We start from the raw sequence: 26169 nt of genomic DNA, 5'->3' as shown, positions 1-26169 counted from the left end.
AGAAGCCGGTTTTCCCCTGTATATCACGGTTATAGTACTATACATGAAGTGTGAGACGTCACTTTTCTCTCCCTAAATCAGGCATTATGTTTCTCTTTTGCTATCCAAAAGCCATAATGTTTGCGAAAAGAGCTTTGATAAAAGAAAAACATGAAATCTATTCAGAAGCGAATAATTTTCTAAATATAATTTATATTTTTCGATTTTTCTAGCAAAAGATCCCCATTTAAATGGTGAATTGTTCGTTTTTCTATGTTTTTAACTTAATATTGAAATTGATTCAAACAATTAAAAAATGCTATAATATATTATACTAATGCATTAATTCAGAAAAAATGATAGATAGAGACAACAAGGTTTTTTACTTGAAATAGAAAAGAGATACTTCAAGAATATAAAAACCTTTTCAATGGAATGAGGTTGGTAAGGTGGGGCCAGTTCGTAGGAATTCAAAGGAAAATGTGATCTTAATACCTGATGATAGTACAGTAGAATCAATGATCTATAATTTAATTTTCAACTATGTGAAACATATGGTTTTTGTGATGAAGATAGAAGAGGGTCCCGAGTTTCATTATTTATTTGTTAATGAGATGGGACTACAGTACGCAGGGATAATTGGAGATCCGATTGGAAAATCAATGGAGGATGTCCTTCCGTTTGAGCGTTACATAGAAATTAAGAAGGCTTATGAACGTGTATACTTTGAGAATGAATCGGTTACCTACTCTGACCAAATCATGTTTCCTAACGGGAGAATGGGTTATACAGAATCGTTATTAACACCAGTTCGAGATGAGAATGATAAGATTAAATACATTGTTGCTGTAACAAGAGATGTTACAGAATTAGTGGAAGAACGAAATCGTTTAATTAAAGCAGAGCAAAAATATCGTTCTATTGTAGATCATACATTAGATGGAGTATTCACAGTATCATTAGAGGGGAAAATTTTAGAAGTCAACCCATCAGGTCAAAAATTGTCTGGCTATGCTGAGAAACAAATGACTCAACGGTCTTTTTTTGATTTAATTCCTGAGGGAGATGTTAAGAAATTCACTGAATTATTTCAGCAAACAGTAGCTTCTGGGGCTGCTTTAGAATCTTTAGATTGTCGCTTGATTCATTCGAAAGGGTATAGTATAACGACTCATCTTAAAACGATTCCGATTGTAATTAATTCAAAAATTAATGGTGTTTATGTGATTACAAGAGATATCTCTGAGCAAGCACAAAATGCGGAAACCATTAAATATATGGCGTTCCATGACCATCTAACGGGTCTTTATAATCGACGAGCATTATTAAATGATTTAGAATGTCTGATTAAGGAAAATAAAAATACAGGAACGTTTGCTTTACTTTCGATTGATTTGGACCGTTTTAAGTACTTAAATGACACATTAGGTCATCTTGCCGGAGACCAAATTTTAATTCAAGTAGCTGAACGACTCAGTGAATTTAACAAAGAGAATATAAAGGTATTCCGCCTAGGTGGAGATGAATTTAGTATACTGTTTGAGGGCTCGAGAAAAGAGGCCACTTTATTAGCTCAAAAAATTCTTTCCCTTTTTACGAAGTCCTTTTATCTACACTATCAAGAATATTTTATCTCACCTAGTATCGGGATAAGCATGTATCCACATGATGGGAAAGATGCGGAAACGATTATAAAAAATGCCGATGAAGCACTCTTTCGTGTTAAGGAAAGGGGAAAGGCTCATTTCCAGTTTTATCGAACAGAAATGAATTCAGCTGGAACACATATCGTTTCTTTAGAGACTCATTTAAGAAAGGCATTAGCTCGTGATGAATTTATCCTGTACTACCAACCACAGGTCAATCTTTCAACGGGGAAAGTGAAGAGCTTTGAAGCTTTGATACGTTGGGATAGTAAAGAACTAGGAATGATTTCACCAGCCGATTTTATTCCATTGGCAGAAGATACTGGTCTCATCATTCCAATTGGAAATTGGGTCATCGATACAGCTTGTAAGCAAATTAAAGCATGGTCAGAGTTAGGAAAAAGCGGGATAAAGATTGCAATAAACATTTCACCTAAACAGTTTTTACAGCCTAAACTGGTTGAGACGATACAAGGGTCAATTCGTAAATATGACATTAAACCATCCCTTTTAGAGATCGAAATTACTGAAGGGGCTATGCAAGATACGGCAGAAACATCGCCGATTCTCAAAAGTCTCAAAGAACTTGGGGTAACGATATCGATTGATGATTTTGGGACAGGCTATTCGTCCTTGAATTACATTAAGCAATTCCCCATTGATGTCCTAAAAATTGATCAATCGTTCGTTCGAGATGTCATTAATAGCGAAAAAGATGCAGCGATTACGACAACCATAATCCATTTAGCAAACAGTCTCGGAATCGAAGTAGTGGCTGAGGGAATCGAAGAAAAAGAGCAAGCTGATTTTCTCATGAGAGCAAAATGCCATAAAGGCCAGGGATATTTATTCTCCCGACCAATAAGTGCTCAGGATGTGGAATTCAATATATTTAATAGCAATGAGGAAATTTTCATTCATTAAGAAAAAGGACACTCGGATATGATGAGTGTCCTTTATCATTACTCCCTAGTAAGAGTAAAAACGGTTAATTCAGGGGGTGAAAGAAACCTGAATGGAAGTCTTGTCGTTCCTAAACCTCTATTCACATATAGTGTGAGTGGAAATGGTTCTCCAATTGTGTAAAATCCTTCATAGTATTTTTCCCCATATGGAGGTTTTACTAACGCACCAAGAAAAGGAATTTGAATTTGTCCGCCATGACTATGACCGCTTAGCTGTAGTTGAATATTAAAATTGGAAGCACTATCTGCGAGATCAGGAGCATGAGATAGAAGGATTTTGTAGGCATTATCAGGTACATTTGAGATCGCTTCACGAATATCAGGTCTGCCAAGCATGGCATCATCAATCCCGAGTAAATAGATGGCATCTTCGTCATTGCTTATTTTTATCGATTCATTTAACATAACGATAAATCCTGATTCTTCCATAATATTCTTATAAATATCTGTACCATATCCCCCATGATCATGATTTCCATAAACAGCATACTTTCCAAGCGGGGCTTCTAACTCCTTTAAAATCGAAATCGTTCGTTCAAACTCTCCATATTTATTGGGCTCGTCTAGTAAATCACCAGTGAAAAAAAGGATATCTGGTTTCTGATTATTAATTTCGACTATTAATTCTTGAAGTTGTTGCAATGTGTATTGAAAACCTAAATGAGTATCGCTAAATTGTACAATTTTTAAGCTCTTGAATCCCGCTGGAAAATCGGGATGTGGAATTCGATACTTATTAATTTTTAGTAGGTTGGGTTCAATTTTTCCAGCATACGCATAACCACCTGCTGATAACCCTATTGCTGTTAGAACAGTACCTAGAAATCGTTTGATAAAAGACCTTCTTGAAACTTTTTTGGACATAGTTAAACCAACCTAACTTTGAAAATTCCGAGTTCATCACAACTTGGCTTCACCTTTTCGAAAGGTAGTGAAGCAATATCTTAATCTATCAACAGTTTTTTTGAATGAAAAGTTTGTCCTAAATCATATGATAGAAGCGTGATTTATAGTACCTAAAGGTGTGAAATGATTTACTGTACACTTAATATTAACAAAAAAAAGGATGAAAAAGAAGGATAGGTTGTTTGAGATAATGAAAACAGAAATATTCACTTATGTGGGAACATGATATAATTTTCTCTAAGGTGACAGTTTATTTTGTAAGGAGGGATGTAAATGGATGCATTGGATATCTTAACAAATTTAGAAAATGTAGTTCCATTCTTCCAACCGATATTCAGTGCTGATGAACATCGTGTAATTGGTTATGAAATTTTGGGGAGATTTAAAACGGATGATGAACATGTTAGTCTTGGTCCATTTTTTCTAGATGAAAGCATTCCAGAGGAATACCGTCTGGAGCTTGATAATACTGTCTTAAGAAAAGCCCTTGAACAATCAATAGCACTTGATGAAGAGATCATGCTCTTTGTAAATCGCGATGCTGATTTACTATTATATGATGAAGAGGAAGAGTTACTTAAGCTTCTTCTTGAATTTGATAAGAAGGGGATCAGCATAGAGAGAATCGTAATTGAAATTTCTTTTCATAAGCATTTAGATGATGCAGAAAGAATAGGGCATTTAATCAATTACTTTAAAACATACGGAATTAAGATCGCCTTTGATAAGCTTGGGGATAATAGCCACCAAATCGATTTAATCGGGCTTATTTCACCCAATATATTAAAGGTCGATCTACAAGCGTTAAGATCAACAAGGCTTGCTCCTAGTTTTCAGGATATTATTTATTCCTATTCCTTATTGGCAAGGAAAATTGGTGCGACACTTTTATTTGAAAATATCGAAATGGTGTACCAACTGCAGTATGCTTGGAAAAACGGTGGCAGATATTATCAAGGCTTTTATTTGCAAAAACCGAATGCTGAATTTGTGGAAAGTGATATTTTAAAGGAGAAATTAAAAAACGAATGTCAGCAATTTATTGATAGTGAAAAGAAAAAATTAGAGGCACTTTTTGAACAAACCCAAGGATTCCAAACAATTGTATCTGAGCTGCTGCAAAAATATCGTAAAATAGAGAATTATGAGGAATTATTGAAGGCAATAGGAAAAGAAATGGAGAATGTCGCCTTTCGGTTGTACATTTGTGACGAAAACGGTTTCCAATTATCCCCAAATCTTTTTAAAAGTCATAGTGAATGGCTCGTGCAACAGGAGTATCTACATAAAAATTGGAGCTGGAGACCTTATTTTCTTGAAAATATTCTTAAAATGACAAAAGAAAAGAAAGGGATTTTATCTGATTTGTACAGTGATATTGAGACAGGAGAAAGCGTGCGGACCTATTCTTATCCTTTAAAAGATAAACAATTCTTATTTATAGATATTTCCTATGAATTCATTTTAGACAATCTAGAATTGTTGTAAATTGGTAAGATGAACTCGAATATAATACAGCCTGTAGAGAATATTAAAAGTAATACATTCTTTAAGGGTGAGAATATTGACAACCTATATGCTTATTTTAACTATCATTGCAGTGGCAATCGTTCTATTTGGCTTAGGGTATACACTTGCTGTGACAAAAACACAAAAGAAGCTCAAGGGCGAACTTGATACAGCCATTCCTGGAAGAGTGCAGGAAGGTATTTATCAACGTAATCCAGTTTTTATTACGTATCTCGCATTTGCTTTATTAGTTCTTTTGTTAATTGTCTTTACAGCTATATATTGGTGAAGATGAAGAGGCTGGGACATAACTAGCTTCAAATCATGAGAAAGGTGAATCCTGAGGGTACTCAAATTCACCTTTCTCTATTTTGTATTCGATTTTCCTCGTACAAAAAAATCGAGGGAAACGCCAATTAGCCTTCAAGAATCCAATCGATTTTCGCTTTGTCTAAAAAGACCCTATTTTGCTTCAACATCTCTTACCCTTAAGCGGAATTTTTCCTGTTATTTCCTCAATGGACTCCCTTTTTAGGGGAAATAACGGAAGATTTTCCGCTTATGGAAGGCAAAATCGTTTATTTTGGCGTTTTTTGAAGGAATAGCAGGAATTTTTCCTGTTATTTCGGCTCTATTTCATGCTGGTTGCTCATTAAGCGGAATTTTTCCTGTTATGTTATATTTTCATACCGCTCCTCCTACTGCGAGGGAATAAATACACTCCAAACTAGAATCAAAAAGTCGTTACCACCGGCTTTTTGACGCAGCCTCTTTCTTATTTATTCAATGTTCAATGCCTCTTTTAGTTTTTCAATTTCAAATCCTGTTATGACGGTTTCGCCGTTAATGACAAAGGTTGGTGTCGAATAGGATTGATACTTATTTATAAGCTCATTACGAGCTTTATTATCTTTTTTAATGTCCTTGAGCTCATATGTGAAGCCATATTCATTTAAAAATAGCTTGGCAATCTCACATGGTGGACAATCTGGTTGAGTGTAGATGGTGATGTTCGACAAAATTTTCTCCTCCGATTCATCTTATTAAATAAAGTATAGGCGATTTCATATTGAACGAACAGTATTTAGCTTCAACAATTATGTTTTTGAAAAATAATATTTTTAGTACAAATTTTTTTTGTTTTCAATACTAATTTGAATATATGTTTAATAAACTGATAAAAAATAATATTTAAAATATATTGACTTTTACACAATCCGAAAATATATTATTAAGCAAAGGGATTAAGAAAGAGGGGGGTATTTTGATTCTAAGGGATAAGGGGCTACTCTTAAAAGCTAGACATGATGAACTCTACATGAATGAGTTAATGGCTCATGAGGAAGTGGATAAGTTTATCAAATATGTGATTAAGGCATATACGAAAAACCCAGCACGATTTATGCAACAACATAAGGTTGAATGGGATGACCTTCACCAAGCGTGCCTAATTGGTTTATATAAAGGCATAAAAAAACTAAATTTAGAGAAATCACCAAATGAATATGTACGCTATTTGTTTTTAAGTATTCAGGGCGAAATTAGAGAATTTTCACGTTCAAATAACTCCAATTCTATGACGATTAGTCAAAGAATAAGAGCGCTCTATCCAAAGTACTTATTGTTCTATGATAAATTTCGAGAAGAAAAGCAAAAGGATCCAACGATTGAGGATACGATGACCGAGTTTAAAATTTCACGAGGCGATGCATTTGACTTAGTATATGGGATGCAACAAGTAGTTAGCATCTTTCTTGATGCAGGTTCATATCGTTTCAATATCAACAATGATGCCTTTGTTTCAGATGCCTATTCAAATATTGAAAAGGCGGTAGTAAATAAACTGGTCATAGAAAATTATATGAGACTTTTAAACGAAAAACAAAAAGATGCGATCTTTATGTATTTTTTTCTAGGTTATAGTAAGACAGAAATTGCAAGGAAACTAGAGTGCGCGAACTCAATGGTTCATAAATATATTGAAAGCGCATTCAAAAAGATTAGGGATTATGAAAAGAGTTAAAATAATAAATCCTTGCTAAAATTTATAAAAAAACTTTATATTGTCTGACAATCTAACTTTCTAGTTAGTTCTTTATGAAAGGGCTAATAATCTTGAACACATTGATTTATTAACTGTTCACTTCACCGATAGAACTTCAATTAAACACAACTCTCATTCACACTAACATTCAATATGTATTCTACTTTCATGAAAACGCGATACATGCATGGGGTTTATTAGTTTCGATATTTTCAAACTAGGTATAAAAGTCTTCAACAATTACTATGGCGAGATTTTCAAATTTTTTAATTAAATTTTCTAGATTATTTGTCTGACCATTAGACATTTTTAAGGAGGTATCTTAGTGCGCTTATCTTTTGAAAATATCAGTAGAGGCGACATATTGTCTATTGCAAAGGCATTAACAGAGATAGAAAATAACACTCCGCTTTCTGAAGAACTTTTACAATATTTATTAAAAGTAAAAGCATTTACACAAGTTATCGGAATTACGGGTCCACCAGGATCTGGAAAGAGCACAATAGTCGACCAAATGATTAACCATTACCGAAAAAATGATATGTCGGTTGGCGTGATTTGTGTAGACCCATCCAGTGTATTTTCAAAGGGAGCGATTTTAGGCGATCGAATTAGAATGCAAAGACATAGTACTGATCCAAAAGTGTTTATAAGGAGTATGGCCACTAGAAATGTTCAAGGTGGATTAGCGAGTGGCGTTAGAAAAGCAGCATTCTTACTACAAGCCACGGGTCATGACGTTGTCCTCATTGAGACTGTCGGAGTTGGGCAAATTGAACTTGATATAGTGGGTATTGCAGATACGGTGATTGTGACTGCCGCTCCAGGTTTAGGTGATACGATGCAAGCTTTTAAGGCAGGAGTAATGGAGGTTGGGGACATTTTTATCGTGAATATGGCTGACCGACCAGAAGCTGATCATACAGTTAGACAACTAACATCTACTTTGCATTTTACGAAACAAAATGCTTATTGGGTGCCAAAAGTAATGAAAACGATTGCAACAAGAGGCGATGGAATAAATGACCTTGTAGCGGAATGCGAAAACCATTGGAAATTCTTACAACAACAAGAAAAATTGTATAGTAAGAGAATTGAAACATTAGAAAACGAAATAAAAGAAAAATTAACTTTGAAATTATTAAAAGATTTAAGCAGCTTATTTGAAAATGGCAAGGCTCATGATACAGCAAAGACAGTTTTTAGTGGTGAGATCCAACTTAGCGAAGCAGTTGAACAGATTTACCAATTATATTTTCAGGAGGAGTTGAGATGAAAAATGGAAAATAATCATTTTCAAGAAAGAGTACGAAAACTTCAAGAAAGGTTAAGAAAAAGTGATATAACAGCAGCACTCATCATGTACTCAAGGGATCTATATTACTATACTGGAACAGCCCAACCATCTAATCTATGGGTACCTGCTGACGGCAATCCGGTTCTATTTACTAGAAGAGCTCATGAAATGGCAAAGGAAGCAACATGGATTAAGCAATTGATTCCAGCTAATAGCTTCAAAGAGATGCTTCAAGCGTTGGCGGAATTAGGGATATCTCCTCAAACAGGAAGTACAATCGGAGTTCAAGATGATGTATTGCCTACGAATATTGGCTTAAGTGTGAGGAAAAACTTGATTGATTTCAAGTTAGTTAATGTTTCAAAGCATATAAAAAAACAGCGCTTAGTGAAAGAAAAAATTGAAGTTGAAGCAATCAAACAGTCTATTGAACTTTGGAAAAAAGGCCATCAGGCTATATTACATTCACTAAGAGCGGGTGTAACGGAATATGAACTTTCTGCAAGTATGGAATATGCAGCTCGGAGTAATGGAGGAGATGGATTAGTATGGTTTCGCAGATGGGATGCGGTTTTACCCGGAGGAGGGATTGTTACTTCTGGTCCAAATGCATGGGAAGTATCAGGCCATGCCATGACTGTTACGGGTGTGGGATTAAGTGAAACATTGCCTTGGGGAGCTTCTTCAAGAAATATCCAAAAAGGCGATCTTATTGTTGTAGATTATGGAATTTGTAAAGAAGGATATCACGCTGATATGGCAAGAACATATTGTTTAGGAAAGCCTAATGAGCGGCAGAAAGATTTATGGAATCACTTGGTGGAATTACATTTATCAGTTATAGAGAAAGTTAGACCAGGGGTTACCGGGGAAGAGCTATTTCTACATGCTGAAAAATTGGCAGAACAAAAGGGATACCTCGATCATTTTATGGGAGTTGGAAATAATCGTGGCAGCTATATTGGCCATGCCATAGGTTTAGAACTCGATGAAGACCCAGTTCTAGGATTAGGTTTTCAAGAGCCGTTACCAGAAGGCGCTGTCATTACACTTGAACCAAAGTTTATGATTCCGGGGTTTGGCTCAGTAATGGTAGAAGATGATATTTTACTTACAAGCTCTGGGCATGAAGTATTAGGTTCGCTTGAACATGACCTTTTTTATCATGACTAACTTTTAGATCATTGTATTCTGCTGCAATATCGACTCGTTTATATGGATTATTGGGGGGGAGAATATGACTCTTAAAAATGTTGATTTTAATCATGTTAAAGATTCATGGATCATATCCAATGTGTTATCAAAGAGAGCGAGAGAAAGTCCAAATTCGCAAGCATTACAATGGGAAAATGATACCCCTATTACTTACAAAGAACTCTATCAACAAACTTTGAGAGTTTCAGGAGGACTTAAAGAAATCGGTGTTGAGAAACAGGAAAAGGTATTAATTATGCTGCCGAACTGTTTAGAGATCCTTTATAGTTGGTTCAGCATTAATTTTCTTGGGGCAATTGAGGTACCCATTAATGTCCACTATAAAGGGAATTTTCTTATACATGAAGCAAATGATTGTCAGGCAAAAGTTGCGATCATCCATGAACAATTTTTACCGAGATTTTATGAAGTGGCTGATCAATTAAAGTATGTAAAAAAAATCATAGTTGTTGGGGCCTTTCCTGAATTCAATATGAATCCGGAATGGGAACTCATCCAATGGGAAACGTTAGCAGATTCAGAACCAATTAAACAACCGCAACGAATGAAATATTTTGATACTGGTGCGATTATGTATACATCTGGAACAACTGGTTTGTCTAAGGGTGTAATTATGCCATACGGACTTGAAGGTGTATTTGCACAAGCAATTATTGATATTGGTCAACTAAATAGTAACGATGTGTACTATGTTTGCCTTCCACTTTTTCATGCCAATGCTCAGTTTATGCAAGTGTTACCTGCGTTGATTGTAGGGGCTAGAGTTAGTATTTGGTCATCTTTCAGCGCTTCGAAATGGTTAAAACAGGTCCGGGAAGTTGGTGCCACCGTAACGAATACTTTAGGTGTTATGTGTGAATTCATTTATCGGCAACCTGTTCAAGAAAATGATCATATTAATCCATTAAGAATTGTATTTGCACTACCTACCCCTAAGGATATAGGGGAGGATTTTGAAAACAGATTTGCGGTGAAGTGTGTCGAAGGGTATGGGATGACGGAAACCTCCGTGTTTACTTATCGGAGAGCAGAAGAACCACTTAAACTTGGTTCTGCCGGTCGACCTCTTGATTGGTATGAAGTAGCCGTTTTTAATCCTGAAACGGATGAACGGGTACATCCCGGTGAAATTGGGGAGATTGTTGTTAGACCCAAATACCCTGGAATTATGATGAAAGGATATCACAATGTAGCGGAAAAGACGATTGAGGCATGGCGAAATTTATGGTTTCATACTGGTGACTTAGGAAGGATCGATGATGAAGGATATTTATATTTTGTCGATCGTTTAAAGGATGCCATAAGAAGACGTGGGGAAAATATCTCTTCGCAAACAATTGAAAGCGTCATCAATTCTCATCCAAAAGTAAAAGAAAGCGCTGCTATTGCCGTGAAATCAGAATATGGCGCAGGTGCAGAAGACGAAGTAAAGGTCTTTGTTGTTTTACAATTTGACAAGGAATTAACCCATGAGGAGTTATATTCTTATTGTGAAAAAAATATGCCATACTTTGCAGTTCCTAGATTTATAGAGTTTGTAGAGAGTCTTCCCAAGACCCCAAATGAGAAATTAAAAAAAGGAGTATTGAGGGATAAAGGGCATTCTAGTACAACATGGGACCGAGAAAAACATAGTTTGAAATTAAAAAAATAGCTATAAAAAAGCTTTCTATTAGAAGGTGTTCACTTGATTATTAATGTTATTGTACCCGTATTGATTATATTGGGGGCAGGTTATTTATTTGGGAGATTTGTGAAAGTAGATTATTCACCTATCTCTAAATTTTCGATGATCGTATTAAGTCCTGCTTTAATTTTTAGTTTTCTGGTCAGAAGTAATCTCTCGGCCACAAGCATCATGAAAGTAGTATTAGTTATTGTGATTTTTACGATTATCATCGCAGTTATAACGGTATTTATTATGAAGATTACTGGAAATAAAGGGATATTAAATCCTGCATTACTTTCGACCGTATTCCCTAATACCGGAAATTTTGGATTGCCCATTCTGATGTTTGCATATGGTGATGAAGCTTTTTCGATAGGTGTCATTATTGTTGTGCTTAATTTTATCTTGATGTATTCATTGGGGGTGTATTTTGCATCATTGGAAGGAGATAGCTGGGTAAAAGGTGTTAAGAACATCTTAAGGTTACCCACTACTTACGCTACTTTATTAGCGATTATCGTTCTCGTATTTCAAATCTCAATCCCAGATTTTATCTACGATCCTATTAAACTAATGGGCGATGCCATGGTACCAGTTGTATTACTCATTTTAGGGATTCAACTTTCTAGAACGAAAGTACAAAATGAGTCAACAAACTCAAAAGGAAAATTCATCAGTAGCATCGCTTTAATAACAGGAATCCGTTTAATTGGTGGACCGGTCATAACCATTGGGATATTAGCTTTTGGTTCCTTCGATCCGTTAACAGCAAAGGTTTTGATTTTACAGAATGCAATGCCTACAGCCGTCTTGATGACGATGATAGCCGAAGAATATAAAGCAAAGCCTGGGTTAGTTGCCAATGCAACATTCATTAATACTCTTGTAAGTGTTATTTCCATTACAGCATTATTATATCTTTTAGACATTTACATGTAGGTTCTCTTACATTCAAAGTGGAAGGAAACGAAAGACAAAATATAAAAAAAGAGGAGATTGGTTATGAAAAAAATACTATTGTTGTCTATTCTAATTTTCAGTATGTTTCTGACTGCCTGTAGTTCTAACTCTTCTAGTGGTCAAACTGGAGGAAAAGATGAGCAATTCACCCTTAAACTTGGTCATGTTGGTCCTGCAGATGCGGAGCACCCATGGGAAAAGTATGCACGTCTATTTGCAGAAGAAGTAGAGAAAAAATCTGAAGGAAGAATAAAAGTTGAAACCTATCCTGCTAGTCAGTTAGGGGCAGATCGAGAAATGACAGAAGCTATTCAGCAAGGAACACTTGAAATGGGTTTAATTAGTACGATTGCGATGGGGAATTTTGTCCCAGAACTTCAAGTATGGGATTTACCATATATCTTTCCAACTGATAATGCAAAAGTGGATGAAATTTTGGATGGTCCTATTGGAGACAAGATGAAAGAAGCAATTTCCCAAAAGCAAATGTTAGCATTATCTTTTTGGGAAAATGATTGGAGAGCTATGTCCAATTCAAAACGTCCAATTGAAACTGTGGATGATTTAAAAGGAATTAAGATAAGGGTTGTCGAGAACAAGCCATCGTTAGACTGGTTCGAAAGAGTAGGAGCAATACCAACTCCTATGGCTTTTAGTGAAGTTTATACAGCATTACAACAAGGAACAATTGATGCACAGGATAACGGTACCCTTTTAACATATGGCTCAAAATTACATGAAGTCCAACCGTATTTTACCTTTACAAACCATATTTACGCTCCTTTAGCGGTGATGATCAGTGAAAGTACATGGAATAAACTACCTGAAGACTTAAGAATAATTTTAGAAGAAACGGCAGTAGATTTGGCTCTTGAACAAAGGCAATACAGTCGCGATACAGCGAAACAGCTAGGTGAAGAAATGAAGGCAGCAGGAATCGAAGTAAGTGAATTGAGTGAAGAAGCGATTAAAGGGTTCCAAGAAAGTGCTCAAGGTACGTATGATGCGTTAGCACCAGAATTAGGTCAAGAACTAATTGACGATATGCTTGAATATAGAGAATAGGGTGTAAAACTATGAACAGACTGAATTCATATTTAGAAGGAATTTGTGGTGCATTTCTGCTCATTATGACATTGATGGCCTTATCTCAGGTTATAACAAGATATGTACTGGAAATGTCTTTTCCATGGCTTGAAGAGGTAATTCGATATTTAATGGTTTTTACCGTGTATATAGGCTCTGCTGTTGCAATAAAGCAGAAAGCACACTTAAATGTAGAAATATTTGATCACATTCTTGGGGGTTCAATATTTCGGTATGTAGATTTAACACGTCATTTTGTTATCATTTTGTTCGGTTCTGTATTCGGATATATTTCGTATCAAGTTCTCTCACAATTAGTGCAGTCAGGGCAAGTAACCCCGGCATTACAAATATCGATGGTCTGGCCAATGTCAGCACTATTTATTGGGAGTTTGCTAATGATTTTGAATGGGATTTATGTTTTTTATCTTGTATTCAAATCAAAACAATTAAATAAAGAAGGAGGAACATTGTGAGTGCACTACTTATACTTCTATTCTTTTTCATTTTGGTTCTTATAGGAGTACCAGTTGCATATAGTTTTGGGTTCTCCTCATTAATCTATATTTTTGTAGCTTTAGCTGATAATAGTAGCGTTCTTATTACGAGAAGTTTTGGTGCAGTCGACTCATTTGCTTTAATGGCAATCCCCTTCTTTATTTTTGCTGGCGATATTATGAAGGAGGCCAAAATTTCTAACCATCTAGTAAACTTTTTATCTATTTTTACAAGAAAGATAAAGGGATCATTAAGCCATTTAACGGTTATTGCCAGTACTTTCTTTGGCGCTATTTCAGGTTCCTCCGCTGCAACTGTTGCAGCAATCGGTGGTGTAATGATTCCGGAAATGGTGAAAAAGGGTTATGATCGTAGCTTTGCTGTGGCAATAGCTGCGGCATCTGGATTTTTAGGAATATTGATCCCACCTAGTGTACCTTTGATTGTATATGGCTTGAATGCAGAGGTGTCTGTATCCATGCTATTCCTAGGTGGAATTATTCCCGGATTGCTAATGGCAATAGGATTTATGACCGTTAATCATTTTATGATTAGAAAATATAAAATCAATGAGAATATCAATGGGTTGGACGAAGGAGAAGTAGAAAGTGCATCTGCCAAGGAAGTTAATAGACCTACACGTTCCTTCATTCTTCCAGCGATACCTGCGATATTAATGCCACTAATTATATTGGGTGGAATATACTCAGGTGTGTTTACTCCAACAGAATCAGGAGCCATTGCGGTAGCTTATGGAATCTTGGCAGCTTTCTTTTATTATAAGAGTATTACTGGGAAGAAGCTTCTACAAATAGCAGGTCGATCTGCTATTACGAGTGCGGTAATTTTAATTATGGTCAGTTTAGCAGGGGTGTTCGGTTACATTATAACGGTCGAACGACTCCCATCATTTTTAGCTGAAACAATTCTATCGTGGACAAATAATACATTTGTTATATTACTACTTCTTAATATAATCTATCTTATTTTAGGCACATTTATGGAAACCATTACAGCGATTATTATAACAACACCTATTTTTTTACCGTTAGTACAAATGATGGGAATTGATTTGGTGCATTTTGGGATTATTCAAACAACTAATTTATGTATTGGTTTAATTACTCCACCAATGGCATTAAATCTCCTGATGGCATCTAAAATCGCCAATGTTTCGGTTATGAAGACAACGAAACCTTTATTGCCCTATTTATTAATCTCAATCGTTGTATTATTGTTGGTTACTTATATTCCGGAAATAACTTTATTTCTCCCTAATTTATTGAAGAACTAAATGAAAGAATGATTGGGAAATTAAGAGACTGGAGGGGAAAATGAGTGAAGGATTTAAAAGAGGAGCGAAAAAGTGAGCGTTCTGATGCGATAAAAACGAATATGGAAGAATGGGAGCAAGAAGTACTAGCACCATTTCTGCAAAAAAAGGCGGAAATAAAAGAAGAGTTCCAAACCTTGTCAGGTATCCCAGTTAAAAGATTATATACACCTTTAGACGTAAAGGATTTACATTACAATGAAGATTTAGGATTCCCAGGTTCTTATCCGTATACAAGAGGAGTATATCCAACGATGTATCGAGGTAGAGTTTGGACACATCGACAAATTGCAGGTTTTGGTACTCCTTCAGATACAAACGAGAGATTTCGCTTTCTGACAGAGCAAGGTCAAACGGGATTAAGTGTAGATTTTGATCATCCGACATTAATCGGTTTAAGTTCAGATGATCCGTTAGCAATTGGTGAAGTAGGGATGGTTGGGGTTGCCATTGACTCCCTTGAAGATATGGAAGAACTGTTTAAAGGGATTGATATTGAAAATGTCAGTACCTCGATGACAATTAACTTTCCTGCCCCGATATTATTTGCTATGTATTTGGCATTAGCCAAAAAAAGAGGAGCGGATTGGAAAAAGCTTGCTGGAACATTGCAGTTTGATTTACTGAAGGAATATATTGCTCAAAAAACGTATGTCTTTCCTCCTGATGCAGCGCTCCAGCTTTCAAGCGATGTCATAAGTTTTACTTCTAATCATGTCCCGCGTTGGAACCCAATTAATGTTTGTGGATATCATATTCGTGATGCTGGGGGAAATGCGATTCAGGAAGTTGCTTTCTCTTTAGCTGCGGCAATGACATATATTGACACCGCTTTAGAAGCCGGTTTAAAAGTAGATGATTTTGCTCCAAGACTTTCATTTTTCTATATATCTCAAATTGACTTTTTTGAGGAATTAGCGAAATTCCGAGCAGCAAGAAGAGTTTGGGCAAAAATAATGAAAGAAAAATATGGTGCGAAAAAGCCAGAATCTTTACGTCTACGCTTTCACTGTCAGACGGCTGGTTCTTCATTAACTGCAAAGCAGCCACTCAACAATATCATTCGTACAACATTAGAAGCTTTAGCAGCTGTATTAGGTGGAGCGCAGTCTCTTCATACAAATGGAATGGATGAGGCGCTTGCTGTACCTTCGGAAGAAGCGATGCAAATTGCGTTAAGAACTCAGCAGATTATTGCTGAAGAGAGTGGCGTGACGAATACGATCGATCCAATTGGAGGCTCCTATTTTGTTGAATCACTAACAAATGAAATTGAACGAAAAATTTGGAACTACTTTGATGAAATAGATAAACGGGATGGGTATGTAAAATGTGTGGAACAAGGGTATTTTGAGCAAGAAATTGCAAAGTCCTCGTACAAACTTGAAAAAGAAAAAACAAGTGGTAAACGAACTGTCGTTGGCGTGAATAAATACAAAATTGAAAATGAGGAATTAAATATAAAATTGATGAAGGTTGATCCAGCAGCAGAGCAAAGGCAAATTGAAAAACTAACGCAACTAAAAAACCGGAGAAATAACGAAAAAGTCGAACATATCCTAAAAAAAATCCGGCAAGCAGCATCTTCCAAGGAGCCATTAATGCCATTATTCATCGAAGCGGCTGAAGTATATGCTACAGAAGGAGAAATCATTGCAGTTCTGAAAGACGTGTTTGGTGAATACATCGATCCAGGGGTATTTTAGAATTCTAATAGTTATAGGAGGGAGAACGGATTGGAATTGAGGACAAAGGTGCTAATTGCAAAAGCAGGGCTTGATGGACACGACCGAGGGGCGAAGGTAATTGCGAGAACATTGATGGATGCTGGGATGGAAGTCATATATGGAGGATTAAGGCAAACGCCAGAACAAATTGTTGTTACAGCGCTTCAAGAGGATGTAGACGTCATAGGAATCAGTCTTCTATCAGGTGCACATATGAAAGTTTTTCCAGAAATTATTAAACTTATGAAAGAAAAAGGCATTGAAGACAAAATTCTGATCGGCGGAGGGACGATTCTTCCAGATGAAATTATTGCCCTAAAGCAAATGGGTGTAAATGATCTATTTGGTCCTGATACATCGTTAGAAGAAATTACTGAAAAGGTATTGAAGCTAGTTGAGTCAAAAAGGAATAATGTTACTTTATAGAGACGGGAATATCCTTTTCCCGCTATTTTTAAAAGTCAGACAATCTGACTTTAATACTATCCAAAAAATGAAGGTGTTCAGATGTTTAAAACAATTAAAAAGAAAAAGAAGTTTGAGGAAGTTTTGGAACAAATAAAATCTTTACTTATTACGAACAAACTTAGGGTTGGACAAAAGCTTCCAAATGAAATTGAGCTCTCTGATTCCATGGGCATAAGTCGTTCATCCCTTAGGGAAGCTTTAAAAATCCTTAGTATGATTGGAATCGTTGAAAGCAAATCGGGGGAAGGGACTGTTATTAAGAAAGCGGATCCAGAGAACCTGAAGAATATTATGTCTCTCGTTGCGATTTCAAGAGGACTAGATACATTTGAATTGTTTGAAGCAAGGGTCATTCTTGAAATGGCGGCTGTTAGACTTGCTGCGATAAGAAGAAACGATGAAGACTTAAAGAATATTGAAGCCATTTTGGAGCAATTAGACAAAAATTATATCTCTGATCATGAGGAGGAAAATTCGAAGTTGGATTTCTTATTTCACCGCTCTATTGTATTAGCTTCAAAGAACAAAATGCTCCTCTTATTGACAGAGGTGATATCAGATTTACTAGGTGAGCAAATCATAGCAACGAGGAGAAGGTACTCAACAACACCCGATATTTTAAAAAGATTTCAAACAGAACATTGGGAGATTTTTCGTGCTATAAAAACTAAAAATTCTGAAGAAGGAGAAAAGTTAATTGCTTCCCATTTGGAGAAATCACGCCTAGAGTTTCATGGGAGGGAATCTGACGAATAATTAAAGGGGGTGCTAGATGAAGTGAAACAAGCGGCGTCTTATTTTGAAAAGAAAAGTGATGTCATGTTAGGTAAATTATTGAAAGAAGTTGAAAATCAAACTCCTACAAGCATTGAAATTCTAAAGGAAAGCTCTTCACGGAAAGGGAATGCCCATATTGTTGGCATTACAGGGCCACCTGGTTCAGGAAAAAGCACTTTAGTTAATAAACTGTGTAAAACATTAGCAACGTCAGGATTAGAAATAGGTATTGTGGCCGTTGATCCGACCAGCCCTTTTACGAAAGGTGCCCTTTTAGGGGACCGAACAAGGATGCAGGAACTATCAGGTCTATCAAATGTATTTATCAAAAGTTTAGCGACTAGAGGAAATTTAGGAGGTCTGGCTCCGACAACGGCAGATATTGTTCATGTGCTTGATGCATATGGAAAGGAACTTATTATCATTGAAACAGTTGGAGTTGGCCAAATAGAATTTGATGTTCTAGAAATTGCAGATACAGTCGTTCTGGTTAATGTTCCAGGATTAGGAGATTCACTGCAAACTCTGAAGGCAGGGATTATGGAAATCGCTGATATTTATGTAGTCAATCAAGCAGATCGTCCTGGCGCAGATGAAAGTGCACGAGATTTAAAATTGATGGTTAGAGAAAAAATGCAAGATAACTGGGAACAACCTATATTAAAAACGGTTGCCACTAATAATGAAGGAATTACAGAATTAATCGAGCAGATTCAGAAGCATAAAGATTATATAAAAAGTTCGAATATTTGGAATGAAAAGCGAAAAAATCAAAATCTCACTAAATTTAATCATTTAATTATTCAAACACTTGAAAGAGAAGTAGAAAAATATATTAGTGGAAAACAAGATTTACAGATAAAAAGGCAACAGGTTAAAGATGGAAAGCTAGATCCTTATACGCTATCAGCCTATATTGTTGGCCAATTAATTGAAAAACACGGAGGGATGTAAAGATGACTAAAGCTAACGTAAACCAGGAAACAAAGCTATTTAATCAAGAAGTCGTAAAAGAGATTGAGGCACAAAAAGAGCGCTGGAAGAAGGAAACGGTAAAAGGAAAAACAGGGGATGGCGAATATTTCTCAGACTCAGGAATTCCTGTAAATCTTCTCTATACTCCTGATGACATGAAAGATATTGATTATATGAAAGATATTGGCTTATCAGGGGAAGCCCCTTATGTCCGTGGAGTATATCCAAATATGTACAGAGGGAGATTATTTACCGTTCGTCAAATTGCAGGATATGGAACACCTGAAGACACCAATGATAGATTTAAATTTCTCTTGAAAAATGGTGCAACTGGAACGAGCGTCGTTTTGGATCTTCCAACAATTCGTGGTTATGATTCGGATGATCCAGAAGCAGAGGGGCATGTAGGAGCTGCAGGAGTTGCCATTGATTCCTTAGAAGATATTGAAGCGCTTTATGATGGGATCCCAATTGATGAAATTTCAAGTAATATCGTTACCCATCTTCCGAGTACCACGGTTGTTATCATGGCGATGTTTGCAGCAATGGCAGAGAAAAAAGGAATTCCTTTCGAAAAATTATCTGGAACAAATCAAAATGACTTTTTAATGGAAACAGCAATTGGAAGTTCCTTAGAAGTCTTACCGCCTAAAGCATCTTTCCGACTACAATGTGATGCCATTGAATTCGCTAGTAAAAATTTACCGCGATGGAATCCAGTCAGTTATAATGGCTACAATCTTCGTGAAGCAGGGACGGATGCTGTTGCAGAAGTAGCATGTGCGTTAGCAAACGCAATTGCAACATCGGAAGAATTAATAAGAAGAGGAAATAAAATTGATGATTTTGCCAAGCGACTTTCTTTCTTCTGGAATCTATATAATGACTTTTTTGAAGAAATTGCAAAATGTCGAGCATCCCGAGTTGTTTACCAAGAAATTATGAAGGAGCGTTTTCATGCAGAAGAAATGAAATCTCAGTTAATGAGATTCCATGTCCAAACGGCAGGTATTACGTTAACCAAAGTAGAGCCACTTAATAATATCGCACGTTCTGCCATTCAAGGCTTAGCAGCTGTACTTGGCGGGGCACAGTCCTTACACGTTGATTCTTATGATGAAGCTTATTCTGCACCAACAGAAGAATCGGCCTTAATTTCCATTAGAACACAGCAAATTATTCAAACAGAAACAAATGTCGTCAACACAGTTGACCCATTAGCTGGTTCCTATTTTGTTGAGTATCTAACAAAGGAAATGGCGCAGAGAATCCGTGATTACATTTCTGAAATTGAATCAAGAGGCGGTTTGGTTGCTTGTGTTGATTCTGGTTGGCTACATCGAGAGATTGCAGATTTTGCTTACCAAACACAGAAAGAGATTGAAAATGGTACTCGTAAAATTGTGGGCTTAAACTATTTTCCGAGTGAAGACCACGCCGGACAAAAGGTAGAAGTATTTCGATATCCAGAAACAGCGGAAGCGAAGCAAAAGGAGAAATTAGAGAGACTTCGTCAGAAAAGAGATGCCAAAAAAGTTGAAGAAAAATTAAATGTGATTCGAGAAATGTGTCATCAAGATGTGAATTTAATGCCTTATATAAAGGATGCTGTTTTGGAATATGCAACATTAGGTGAAATAGAAGAAGTTTTTAGAGAAGAATTTGGATTATGGCAATTTCCATTAGCGTGAGTCGATTTCAAAATGTACAGAGGTCAACTATCAAATTGATTTGCTTCATTAATTTATAAAAATTGGAGGGATTAGCATGCAAGTTAAAGTGGTTATGGCGAAGTTAGGTTTAGATATCCATTGGCGTGGTGCACTTGTCGTCTCTAGAATGTTAAGGGATGAAGGGATGGAAGTCGTTTATTTAGGAAATCAGTTTCCAGAACAAATTGTAGAAGCGGCAATTCAAGAAGGGGCTGATGTTATTGGATTAAGCACTCTGGGCGGAAATCATCTAACATTGGGGCCAAAAGTGGTCAAAATTGCCAGAGAAAAAGGAGTAGAATCACTTGTTATCATGGGCGGTGTTATTCCAGAAGATGATATACCTTTGCTAAAAGAATCCGGAATTGCTGAAGTATTTGGGCCGGAGACCAAGGTGGAATCAATCGCTTCATTTATTCGTGAGCATGTAGGGAAAAAAATAGGGTAAACCGCATGGAATAGGCATGATACCGTGTGCCTATTCCAAAGAATCAAATAAGACTAGATTCAGAGGTGAATTATAAGAAAGGAGATAAATATGTTAAAGACAAAACTATTAAAGCAATGGCCGCCTAAATATGATTTGAATTATATCCCTGATTCAAATGAAAAATATTGGTATAAAGAGATTGAAACAGCACCACGTGAGGAATTAAATGATTTAATATTTTTCAAGCTCAAAAATGTAATGGAATATGCTTATGAACATTCAGGGTTTTATCAAAGAAAATGGGGGAAAGCTGGGCTCCATCCTAATGACATTAAATCCTTGAAGGATTTTGAGCAAGTACCATTTACTACAAAACAAGAATTACGTGAAGACCTATTACAATATCCACCTTTTGGCTCGAATGTGTGTATTCCCTATTCTGATGTTCATCGCATCCAAGGAACTTCAGGAACAACGGGCAAACCAACTGTTTTTTCCTTCGGTAAGGATGACTGGGAGCGAATTGCTCATCAACATGCACGCATTATGTGGAGCTTTGGGATGAGACCAAGTGACTTAGTCTTTATTGCTTCTCCGTTAAGCTTATATATAGGGAGTTGGGGAGCGCTAATTGGGGCAGAAAGACTTGGAGCAAAGACTTTTCCATTTGGAGCAGGTCAGAGCGGGCAAACAGAAAAGGCTGTATCCTGGCTAAAGGAGCTAAAACCTACAGTCTTCTATGGCACACCATCATATGCCCTCTACTTAGCGGAAAAGGCGAGAGAAGTTGGTGTTGATCCAAAAGAGTTTGGATTTCGAATTCTATTCTTTTCAGGGGAGCCAGGTGCTGGAGTTCCTTCAACGAAGAAAAAAATAGAGGAAACATTCGGGGGAATTTGTATAGACTCGGGTACGATGGCTGAGGTAACACCGTGGATGAGTAATACAGAATGTGAACATCGAACAGGAGTACATTTGTGGCAAGATGTTGTGTATACAGAAGTAGTTGATCAATACTCCAAAAAAATGGTTCCATATGGCGGAGAAGGAGTACCTGTGTATACACCACTTGAAAGGACTTCCCAGCCGGTGATTCGTTATTGGTCTGGTGATTTAACAACATGGACAGATGAACCATGTCCATGTGGACGCACTTACCCACGTTTGCCAAAGGGAATTTATGGTCGAATTGATGATATGGTAACCGTTCGAGGAGTAAATGTTTATGCTAGTTTAATAGAGAATGTGATTAGAAGAACAGATGGACTTGGTGAAGAGTTTGTCATGATTGTGACCCGTGACCAGATTATGGATGAAGTACTCGTTCAATGTGAAACATTAGGAATACGAGATGAACAAGAGCTCATCGCTCATCTACGAAAAGAGTTAAAAAGAGAAACGGGTGTATCCATCAACATTGAACTTTTACCAGTAGGAAGTTTAGAAAGAACTCAGTTCAAAGCAAAACGGGTTATTGATAAAAGAGATTTTAAAAGTTAATCCGGTATGATTCAAGAAACAGTTGTTTGGAGGAGAAATGATGAAATTAAAAAATAAAGTTGCTTTAATTACAGGCGGTGCCAATGGAATAGGGAAAGTTACGGCGAGTCTCTTTTTAAAGGAGGGGGCTAAGGTCGTTATCACAGATGTTAATGAAGAGGCTGGCGTAAAAGCTGCCACTGAGCTATCTGAAATTAGCGAGGATATTCTCTTTTTTCAAGCCAATGTTTCAGAAAGTGAGCAAGTTAAGAAAATGATAGAGTCAACGCTTCAGAGATTTGGAAAAATTGATATTTTAATTAATAATGCCGGTATTACAATTGATGGTCTCCTTGTCAAAATGGAGGATTCGTCTTGGGAGAAAGTGTTAGATGTCAACCTTACAGGCGTGTATAAATGTACGAAATCAGTACTCCCGATCATGTTAGAACAAGGCTCAGGTGTCATTTTGAATGCTTCTTCTGTCGTCGGTCTTTATGGAAACGTTGGTCAAACGAATTATGCAGCGACAAAGGCTGGGGTTATAGGCTTAACAAAAAGCTGGGCGAAAGAGTTAGGACCGAAAGGAATACGAGTGAATGCGGTTGCTCCAGGGTTTATCGTTACCGATATGACAGCGAAAGTTCCGGAAAAAATACTCAAAATGATGGAGGAGAAAACGCCATTAAGAAAACTAGGAAAACCTGAAGATATTGCCAATGCCTACTTATTTTTAGCATCAGAGGAAGCAAATTATGTAAATGGGACGATTTTAAGTGTCGACGGTGGATTAGTCGTATAATTATATAAAAAAAGCGATATGATTGGATGTCGCTTTTTTTACCTGCGTTGTTTTCGTAAATGTAAAAGAGGCTTTATATAAGGAAAGAGGGTGTGAATATGCTCAAAAAAATGGAAGACCATCTAGGAAGAAAGGTTGGGTACCATTTCCCTCCTCAAAGAATTGTTTCGATATGTCCTGGAATTACGGAAACACTGTATGAACTTGGCTTGGAGAAAGAGATCGTGGGGAGAACACGTTATTGTATTTTTCCAGAAGATAAAGTTGCACATGCTACCATTGTTGGAGGCACAAAAGATATAGACATTGAAATTGTAAAAAGCTTAAATCCAGATGTTATCATAGCTGAAAAAGAAGAAAACACAAAGGAAATGGTAGCGTTATTAGCTAGAAGCTACCCTGTATTTGTGGCTGAAGTTCAATCGATTCAAGATTCCTATCGAATGATTGAAGATATGGGGAATATAACCAACTTCGAGTCCAATGCTAAGAACTTAATCAATGCGATTAAAAATGAATTTAATACAATCCCAAAGGTGAATGGGAAAAGAGCTGCATATGTCATTTGGAGAAACCCATATATGGTAGTGGGGAGCAATACTTATATAAATTCGGTAATGGAAGCAATGGGCTTTGAAAATCCTTTTTCAACTTCGAAAAATAGGTATCCTTCCGTTACGAAGGAGGAATTGCAGGAAAGTCAGCTAGACTATATTTTCTTAGCAACCGAGCCCTTCCATTTTAAAGAGAAACACAAAAAGGAATTTCAAGAATTTATACCAAATGTGCCCCCAATGATAGTCGATGGAGAAATGTTTTGGTATGGGGCTAAAATGAAAGTGGCGGCGGAATATTTTAGGACATTCATTACGAAAATTATAAAGCGTGATCAGTTATTTTAATGAAAAAAAACGAAGTAAATGGAGATTCTAAATTGTTAGAAATTTGGAATCTCCTAAAGTGATTTCTGCAAATGTTTTTACTTCTTCATTTTACTTACGTAATCGATTAATCCCATGGCACATACTTCGCTGTCCAATTTCAGAATCTGATATATTTTGTGGTTTTTCGGAATAGTCAATTTATCTAGATATCGTGAAATCAGATCCAAAAGCCCTTCTGTCGTTAAATTAATCATTTCATTAACAGAAATCTCTTGTTCGTAAGCTGACATCGCAACATCGACAAAAGGATCAATCCAAGTAGTTACTTGACGATAAACCTCTTCTGGGTTCCGTGACATGCCATAGTGACCAAAAAAGATATAATTTAAGTTCTTAGAACGATAAAAACGAATGGATTGCTTCATTTTTACAGGGTCAAAATTTGAAGGGGTTGTAGATGGAAGATAAAACTCTAGCCCTTCTTTAAAAAGGTCTTGATAAAATATACCAGTTGTATCGCCTGTAAACATTCCATTTAGCTTTGGGTGATAAATGCTAAAGTGGTGGTTTGCATGACCTGGTGTATCATAAAAGGTTAGTGAACATTCCTCGCCAATTGTTAAAATGTCTTCGTTATTCATTGTTAGTAATTTTTCCTCAGGAATTGGAATGATCGGATCAAATAGTTGTTTAAATTTATCTCCGTAGACTACTTTTGCTCCAGCAATTAACTTTGATGGGTCTGCCAAATGCCTTTTCCCTTTTGGATGAACAACGACTTTTGCATTAGGACATTGTTGCAAAAGGAGGCCTGCACCACCGGCATGATCTAGGTGAATATGGGTAACAATGATGTATTTTATATCGTTAGGAGAGTAGCCTAATTCTTTAATTCCATCCATAATATATGGAACAGATGGGCTAGCACTTGTATCGATAATGGTCAATTCTTGCTCCGTCAACACGTATGTTCCTGTTCTTTCCTTCATATTAAGATCATAGCCATCAATTAAGTAAAGGCTTTCAAGTAATTTTTCGACGTTTTTCAAAAAAAATTCCTCCATTTCAGAGCTTTTTCTTGTACAAACCTATCTCTTATTTTATGCTGTTAATATTGGCATGTAAAGTTAATAACTTGAATTTTCTGAAATTATTACATATGGATAGAAACATGTCAAAAGAGAAACCTAAGTATAAAGCGTATTGCATATCATACATGGTTTTGTTTGTGAAAGGAGAGGGAATATGTCACAGTTACAAGGTATTATCACCCGTTTAAAGAGTCTTCAAGAACAAGGGGGCACTGGAGAATCTGCACAACGCTTTTTTGAGGTTAATGGAGAAAGAAAATGTCAGGTTACATACCATCCTAAAACGGAAACGTTTGAACTAGAGGTATATAACGAAAAGGAAAAGCCGAAACGTTATCAATTTGACAATATTGATATGATCACAATTGAAATCTTTGATTTAATTCAATAATTGTATACTGATTAAGACATTTGCTCATCGAATAAGATTCACGTACTAAATAAATGGATTGGAGCGATGGGGTATGTTGCCAACTGTGAAATGTCCAAAATGCTCATACATTGCTGAGATGGATCATGTTTTAACAGCACAGTCGAATCAAAATGTGATTTATAAGTGTCCGCAATGTCAGTATGAAGTGAGAAATATCCATACGAGTAAAGGGTAACTGAAAATTTTAACATTTTAGGATGATCTAGGATGTTCAAATGAAGCATCGCCTGAGAAACTGTGATAGAATAAAATAGAATGAAAACATTAATGGGGAGTTTTCGACT

General features: G+C 36.4%; 24 protein-coding genes. 21 read left to right on the top strand and 3 right to left on the bottom strand.

What is annotated here, in order from left to right:
- The first annotated feature begins 428 nt into the window (after nt 1–428).
- Entirely contained in the window at nt 429–2549 is a 2121-nt protein-coding gene (locus BMSHG_RS03210) for an EAL domain-containing protein (protein WP_019152994.1), read from the top strand.
- Nucleotides 2550–2587: 38 nt separating this feature from the next.
- Here the strand turns inward: BMSHG_RS03210 and BMSHG_RS03205 are convergent, their stop codons facing one another.
- Nucleotides 2588–3454, bottom strand: coding sequence for a metallophosphoesterase (locus tag BMSHG_RS03205; RefSeq protein ID WP_019152993.1), 867 nt, complete (start codon nt 3452–3454; stop codon nt 2588–2590).
- Between the two features lie 315 nt (nt 3455–3769).
- Here BMSHG_RS03205 and BMSHG_RS03200 point away from each other — a divergent pair, with 315 nt between their 5' ends.
- Nucleotides 3770–4984 (top strand): EAL domain-containing protein, encoded by a 1215-nt coding sequence (locus BMSHG_RS03200; protein ID WP_019152992.1) that lies wholly within the window; start codon nt 3770–3772, stop codon nt 4982–4984.
- Between the two features lie 76 nt (nt 4985–5060).
- Nucleotides 5061–5294: a hypothetical protein gene (locus BMSHG_RS03195; protein ID WP_019152991.1), complete on the top strand. Its 234-nt coding sequence runs from the start codon at nt 5061–5063 to the stop codon at nt 5292–5294.
- Between the two features lie 490 nt (nt 5295–5784).
- On the opposite strand, the gene BMSHG_RS03190 is transcribed toward BMSHG_RS03195, so the two are convergent.
- Nucleotides 5785–6024, bottom strand: a complete 240-nt coding sequence (locus tag BMSHG_RS03190) for a glutaredoxin family protein (protein WP_019152990.1) — start codon at nt 6022–6024, stop codon at nt 5785–5787.
- 245 nt (nt 6025–6269) lie between these two features.
- On the opposite strand from BMSHG_RS03190, the gene BMSHG_RS03185 reads away from it, so the two are divergent.
- The 17 genes from BMSHG_RS03185 to BMSHG_RS03105 all read left to right on the top strand — a co-directional run bounded on the left by BMSHG_RS03185 (nt 6270) and on the right by BMSHG_RS03105 (nt 24379).
- Entirely contained in the window at nt 6270–7028 is a 759-nt protein-coding gene (locus BMSHG_RS03185; protein WP_019152989.1) for a sigma-70 family RNA polymerase sigma factor, read from the top strand.
- A gap of 346 nt (nt 7029–7374) precedes the next feature.
- Nucleotides 7375–8325, top strand: coding sequence for a methylmalonyl Co-A mutase-associated GTPase MeaB (meaB, locus tag BMSHG_RS03180; protein WP_019152988.1), 951 nt, complete (start codon nt 7375–7377; stop codon nt 8323–8325).
- 3 nt (nt 8326–8328) lie between these two features.
- Nucleotides 8329–9519 (top strand): M24 family metallopeptidase, encoded by a 1191-nt coding sequence (locus BMSHG_RS03175; protein WP_019152987.1) that lies wholly within the window; start codon nt 8329–8331, stop codon nt 9517–9519.
- Nucleotides 9520–9583: 64 nt separating this feature from the next.
- Nucleotides 9584–11215, top strand: coding sequence for an AMP-binding protein (locus BMSHG_RS25645; RefSeq protein ID WP_019152986.1), 1632 nt, complete (start codon nt 9584–9586; stop codon nt 11213–11215).
- 33 nt (nt 11216–11248) lie between these two features.
- Complete coding sequence (locus BMSHG_RS03165) at nt 11249–12169, top strand: AEC family transporter (protein WP_019152985.1); 921 nt, start codon at nt 11249–11251, stop codon at nt 12167–12169.
- Between the two features lie 63 nt (nt 12170–12232).
- Entirely contained in the window at nt 12233–13255 is a 1023-nt protein-coding gene (locus tag BMSHG_RS03160; RefSeq protein ID WP_019152984.1) for a TRAP transporter substrate-binding protein, read from the top strand.
- 11 nt (nt 13256–13266) lie between these two features.
- Nucleotides 13267–13752: a TRAP transporter small permease gene (locus BMSHG_RS03155; protein WP_019152983.1), complete on the top strand. Its 486-nt coding sequence runs from the start codon at nt 13267–13269 to the stop codon at nt 13750–13752.
- The gene (locus BMSHG_RS03150; RefSeq protein ID WP_019152982.1) at nt 13749–15068 is read left to right on the top strand and encodes a TRAP transporter large permease; all 1320 of its coding nucleotides are present in this window, start codon (nt 13749–13751) and stop codon (nt 15066–15068) included. The genes BMSHG_RS03155 and BMSHG_RS03150 overlap by 4 nt, the downstream gene beginning before the upstream one ends.
- Nucleotides 15069–15169: 101 nt before the next feature.
- The gene (locus BMSHG_RS03145) at nt 15170–16813 is read left to right on the top strand and encodes an acyl-CoA mutase large subunit family protein (RefSeq protein ID WP_051030902.1); all 1644 of its coding nucleotides are present in this window, start codon (nt 15170–15172) and stop codon (nt 16811–16813) included.
- A 30-nt stretch (nt 16814–16843) separates the two neighbouring features.
- Nucleotides 16844–17260, top strand: a complete 417-nt coding sequence (locus BMSHG_RS03140) for a cobalamin B12-binding domain-containing protein (RefSeq protein ID WP_019152980.1) — start codon at nt 16844–16846, stop codon at nt 17258–17260.
- Between the two features lie 81 nt (nt 17261–17341).
- Nucleotides 17342–18058 (top strand): FadR/GntR family transcriptional regulator, encoded by a 717-nt coding sequence (locus BMSHG_RS03135; RefSeq protein ID WP_019152979.1) that lies wholly within the window; start codon nt 17342–17344, stop codon nt 18056–18058.
- A 21-nt stretch (nt 18059–18079) separates the two neighbouring features.
- Nucleotides 18080–19033 (top strand): methylmalonyl Co-A mutase-associated GTPase MeaB, encoded by a 954-nt coding sequence (gene meaB, locus BMSHG_RS03130; protein WP_019152978.1) that lies wholly within the window; start codon nt 18080–18082, stop codon nt 19031–19033.
- A 2-nt stretch (nt 19034–19035) separates the two neighbouring features.
- Nucleotides 19036–20745 (top strand): acyl-CoA mutase large subunit family protein, encoded by a 1710-nt coding sequence (locus BMSHG_RS03125; protein ID WP_019152977.1) that lies wholly within the window; start codon nt 19036–19038, stop codon nt 20743–20745.
- A gap of 76 nt (nt 20746–20821) precedes the next feature.
- Nucleotides 20822–21214 (top strand): cobalamin B12-binding domain-containing protein, encoded by a 393-nt coding sequence (locus tag BMSHG_RS03120; RefSeq protein WP_019152976.1) that lies wholly within the window; start codon nt 20822–20824, stop codon nt 21212–21214.
- A 90-nt stretch (nt 21215–21304) separates the two neighbouring features.
- The gene (locus BMSHG_RS03115; RefSeq protein ID WP_019152975.1) at nt 21305–22696 is read left to right on the top strand and encodes a phenylacetate--CoA ligase family protein; all 1392 of its coding nucleotides are present in this window, start codon (nt 21305–21307) and stop codon (nt 22694–22696) included.
- Nucleotides 22697–22736: 40 nt separating this feature from the next.
- Nucleotides 22737–23477, top strand: a complete 741-nt coding sequence (gene fabG / locus BMSHG_RS03110) for a 3-oxoacyl-ACP reductase FabG (RefSeq protein ID WP_019152974.1) — start codon at nt 22737–22739, stop codon at nt 23475–23477.
- Between the two features lie 98 nt (nt 23478–23575).
- A complete protein-coding gene (locus tag BMSHG_RS03105; protein WP_019152973.1) occupies nt 23576–24379 on the top strand; it encodes an ABC transporter substrate-binding protein in 804 nt (267 codons plus the stop codon).
- 77 nt (nt 24380–24456) lie between these two features.
- On the opposite strand, the gene BMSHG_RS03100 is transcribed toward BMSHG_RS03105, so the two are convergent.
- Nucleotides 24457–25410 carry an MBL fold metallo-hydrolase gene (locus tag BMSHG_RS03100; protein ID WP_019152972.1) on the bottom strand — a complete coding sequence of 318 codons (954 nt, stop codon included), beginning with the start codon at nt 25408–25410 and terminating at the stop codon, nt 24457–24459.
- Nucleotides 25411–25606: 196 nt separating this feature from the next.
- On the opposite strand from BMSHG_RS03100, the gene BMSHG_RS03095 reads away from it, so the two are divergent.
- Nucleotides 25607–25843, top strand: coding sequence for a YkuJ family protein (locus tag BMSHG_RS03095; protein WP_019152971.1), 237 nt, complete (start codon nt 25607–25609; stop codon nt 25841–25843).
- Nucleotides 25844–26169 lie beyond the last annotated feature (326 nt).

It is taken from the genome of Robertmurraya massiliosenegalensis JC6 (genome assembly GCF_000311725.1).
GTDB lineage: Bacteria > Bacillota > Bacilli > Bacillales > Cytobacillaceae > Robertmurraya > Robertmurraya massiliosenegalensis.
The sequence above is the reverse complement of the archived record's forward strand: the minus strand, read 5'-3'. Positions and strand labels throughout refer to the sequence as shown.

Excerpts from the sequence above, each read along its gene's own strand:
- BMSHG_RS03145 (WP_051030902.1), top strand. The coding sequence starts at position 15,170 with ATGGAAGAATGGGAGCAAGAAGTACTAGCACCATTTCTGCAAAAAAAG.
- BMSHG_RS03155 (WP_019152983.1), top strand. The coding sequence starts at position 13,267 with ATGAACAGACTGAATTCATATTTAGAAGGAATTTGTGGTGCATTTCTG.
- BMSHG_RS03120 (WP_019152976.1), top strand. The coding sequence starts at position 20,822 with ATGCAAGTTAAAGTGGTTATGGCGAAGTTAGGTTTAGATATCCATTGG.
- BMSHG_RS03135 (WP_019152979.1), top strand. The coding sequence starts at position 17,342 with ATGTTTAAAACAATTAAAAAGAAAAAGAAGTTTGAGGAAGTTTTGGAA.
- fabG (WP_019152974.1), top strand. The coding sequence starts at position 22,737 with ATGAAATTAAAAAATAAAGTTGCTTTAATTACAGGCGGTGCCAATGGA.
- BMSHG_RS03200 (WP_019152992.1), top strand. The coding sequence starts at position 3,770 with ATGGATGCATTGGATATCTTAACAAATTTAGAAAATGTAGTTCCATTC.
- BMSHG_RS03115 (WP_019152975.1), top strand. The coding sequence starts at position 21,305 with ATGTTAAAGACAAAACTATTAAAGCAATGGCCGCCTAAATATGATTTG.
- BMSHG_RS03160 (WP_019152984.1), top strand. The coding sequence starts at position 12,233 with ATGAAAAAAATACTATTGTTGTCTATTCTAATTTTCAGTATGTTTCTG.
- BMSHG_RS03095 (WP_019152971.1), top strand. The coding sequence starts at position 25,607 with ATGTCACAGTTACAAGGTATTATCACCCGTTTAAAGAGTCTTCAAGAA.
- BMSHG_RS03205 (WP_019152993.1), bottom strand. The coding sequence starts at position 3,454 with ATGTCCAAAAAAGTTTCAAGAAGGTCTTTTATCAAACGATTTCTAGGT.
- BMSHG_RS03175 (WP_019152987.1), top strand. The coding sequence starts at position 8,329 with ATGGAAAATAATCATTTTCAAGAAAGAGTACGAAAACTTCAAGAAAGG.
- BMSHG_RS03105 (WP_019152973.1), top strand. The coding sequence starts at position 23,576 with ATGCTCAAAAAAATGGAAGACCATCTAGGAAGAAAGGTTGGGTACCAT.
- BMSHG_RS25645 (WP_019152986.1), top strand. The coding sequence starts at position 9,584 with ATGACTCTTAAAAATGTTGATTTTAATCATGTTAAAGATTCATGGATC.
- BMSHG_RS03125 (WP_019152977.1), top strand. The coding sequence starts at position 19,036 with ATGACTAAAGCTAACGTAAACCAGGAAACAAAGCTATTTAATCAAGAA.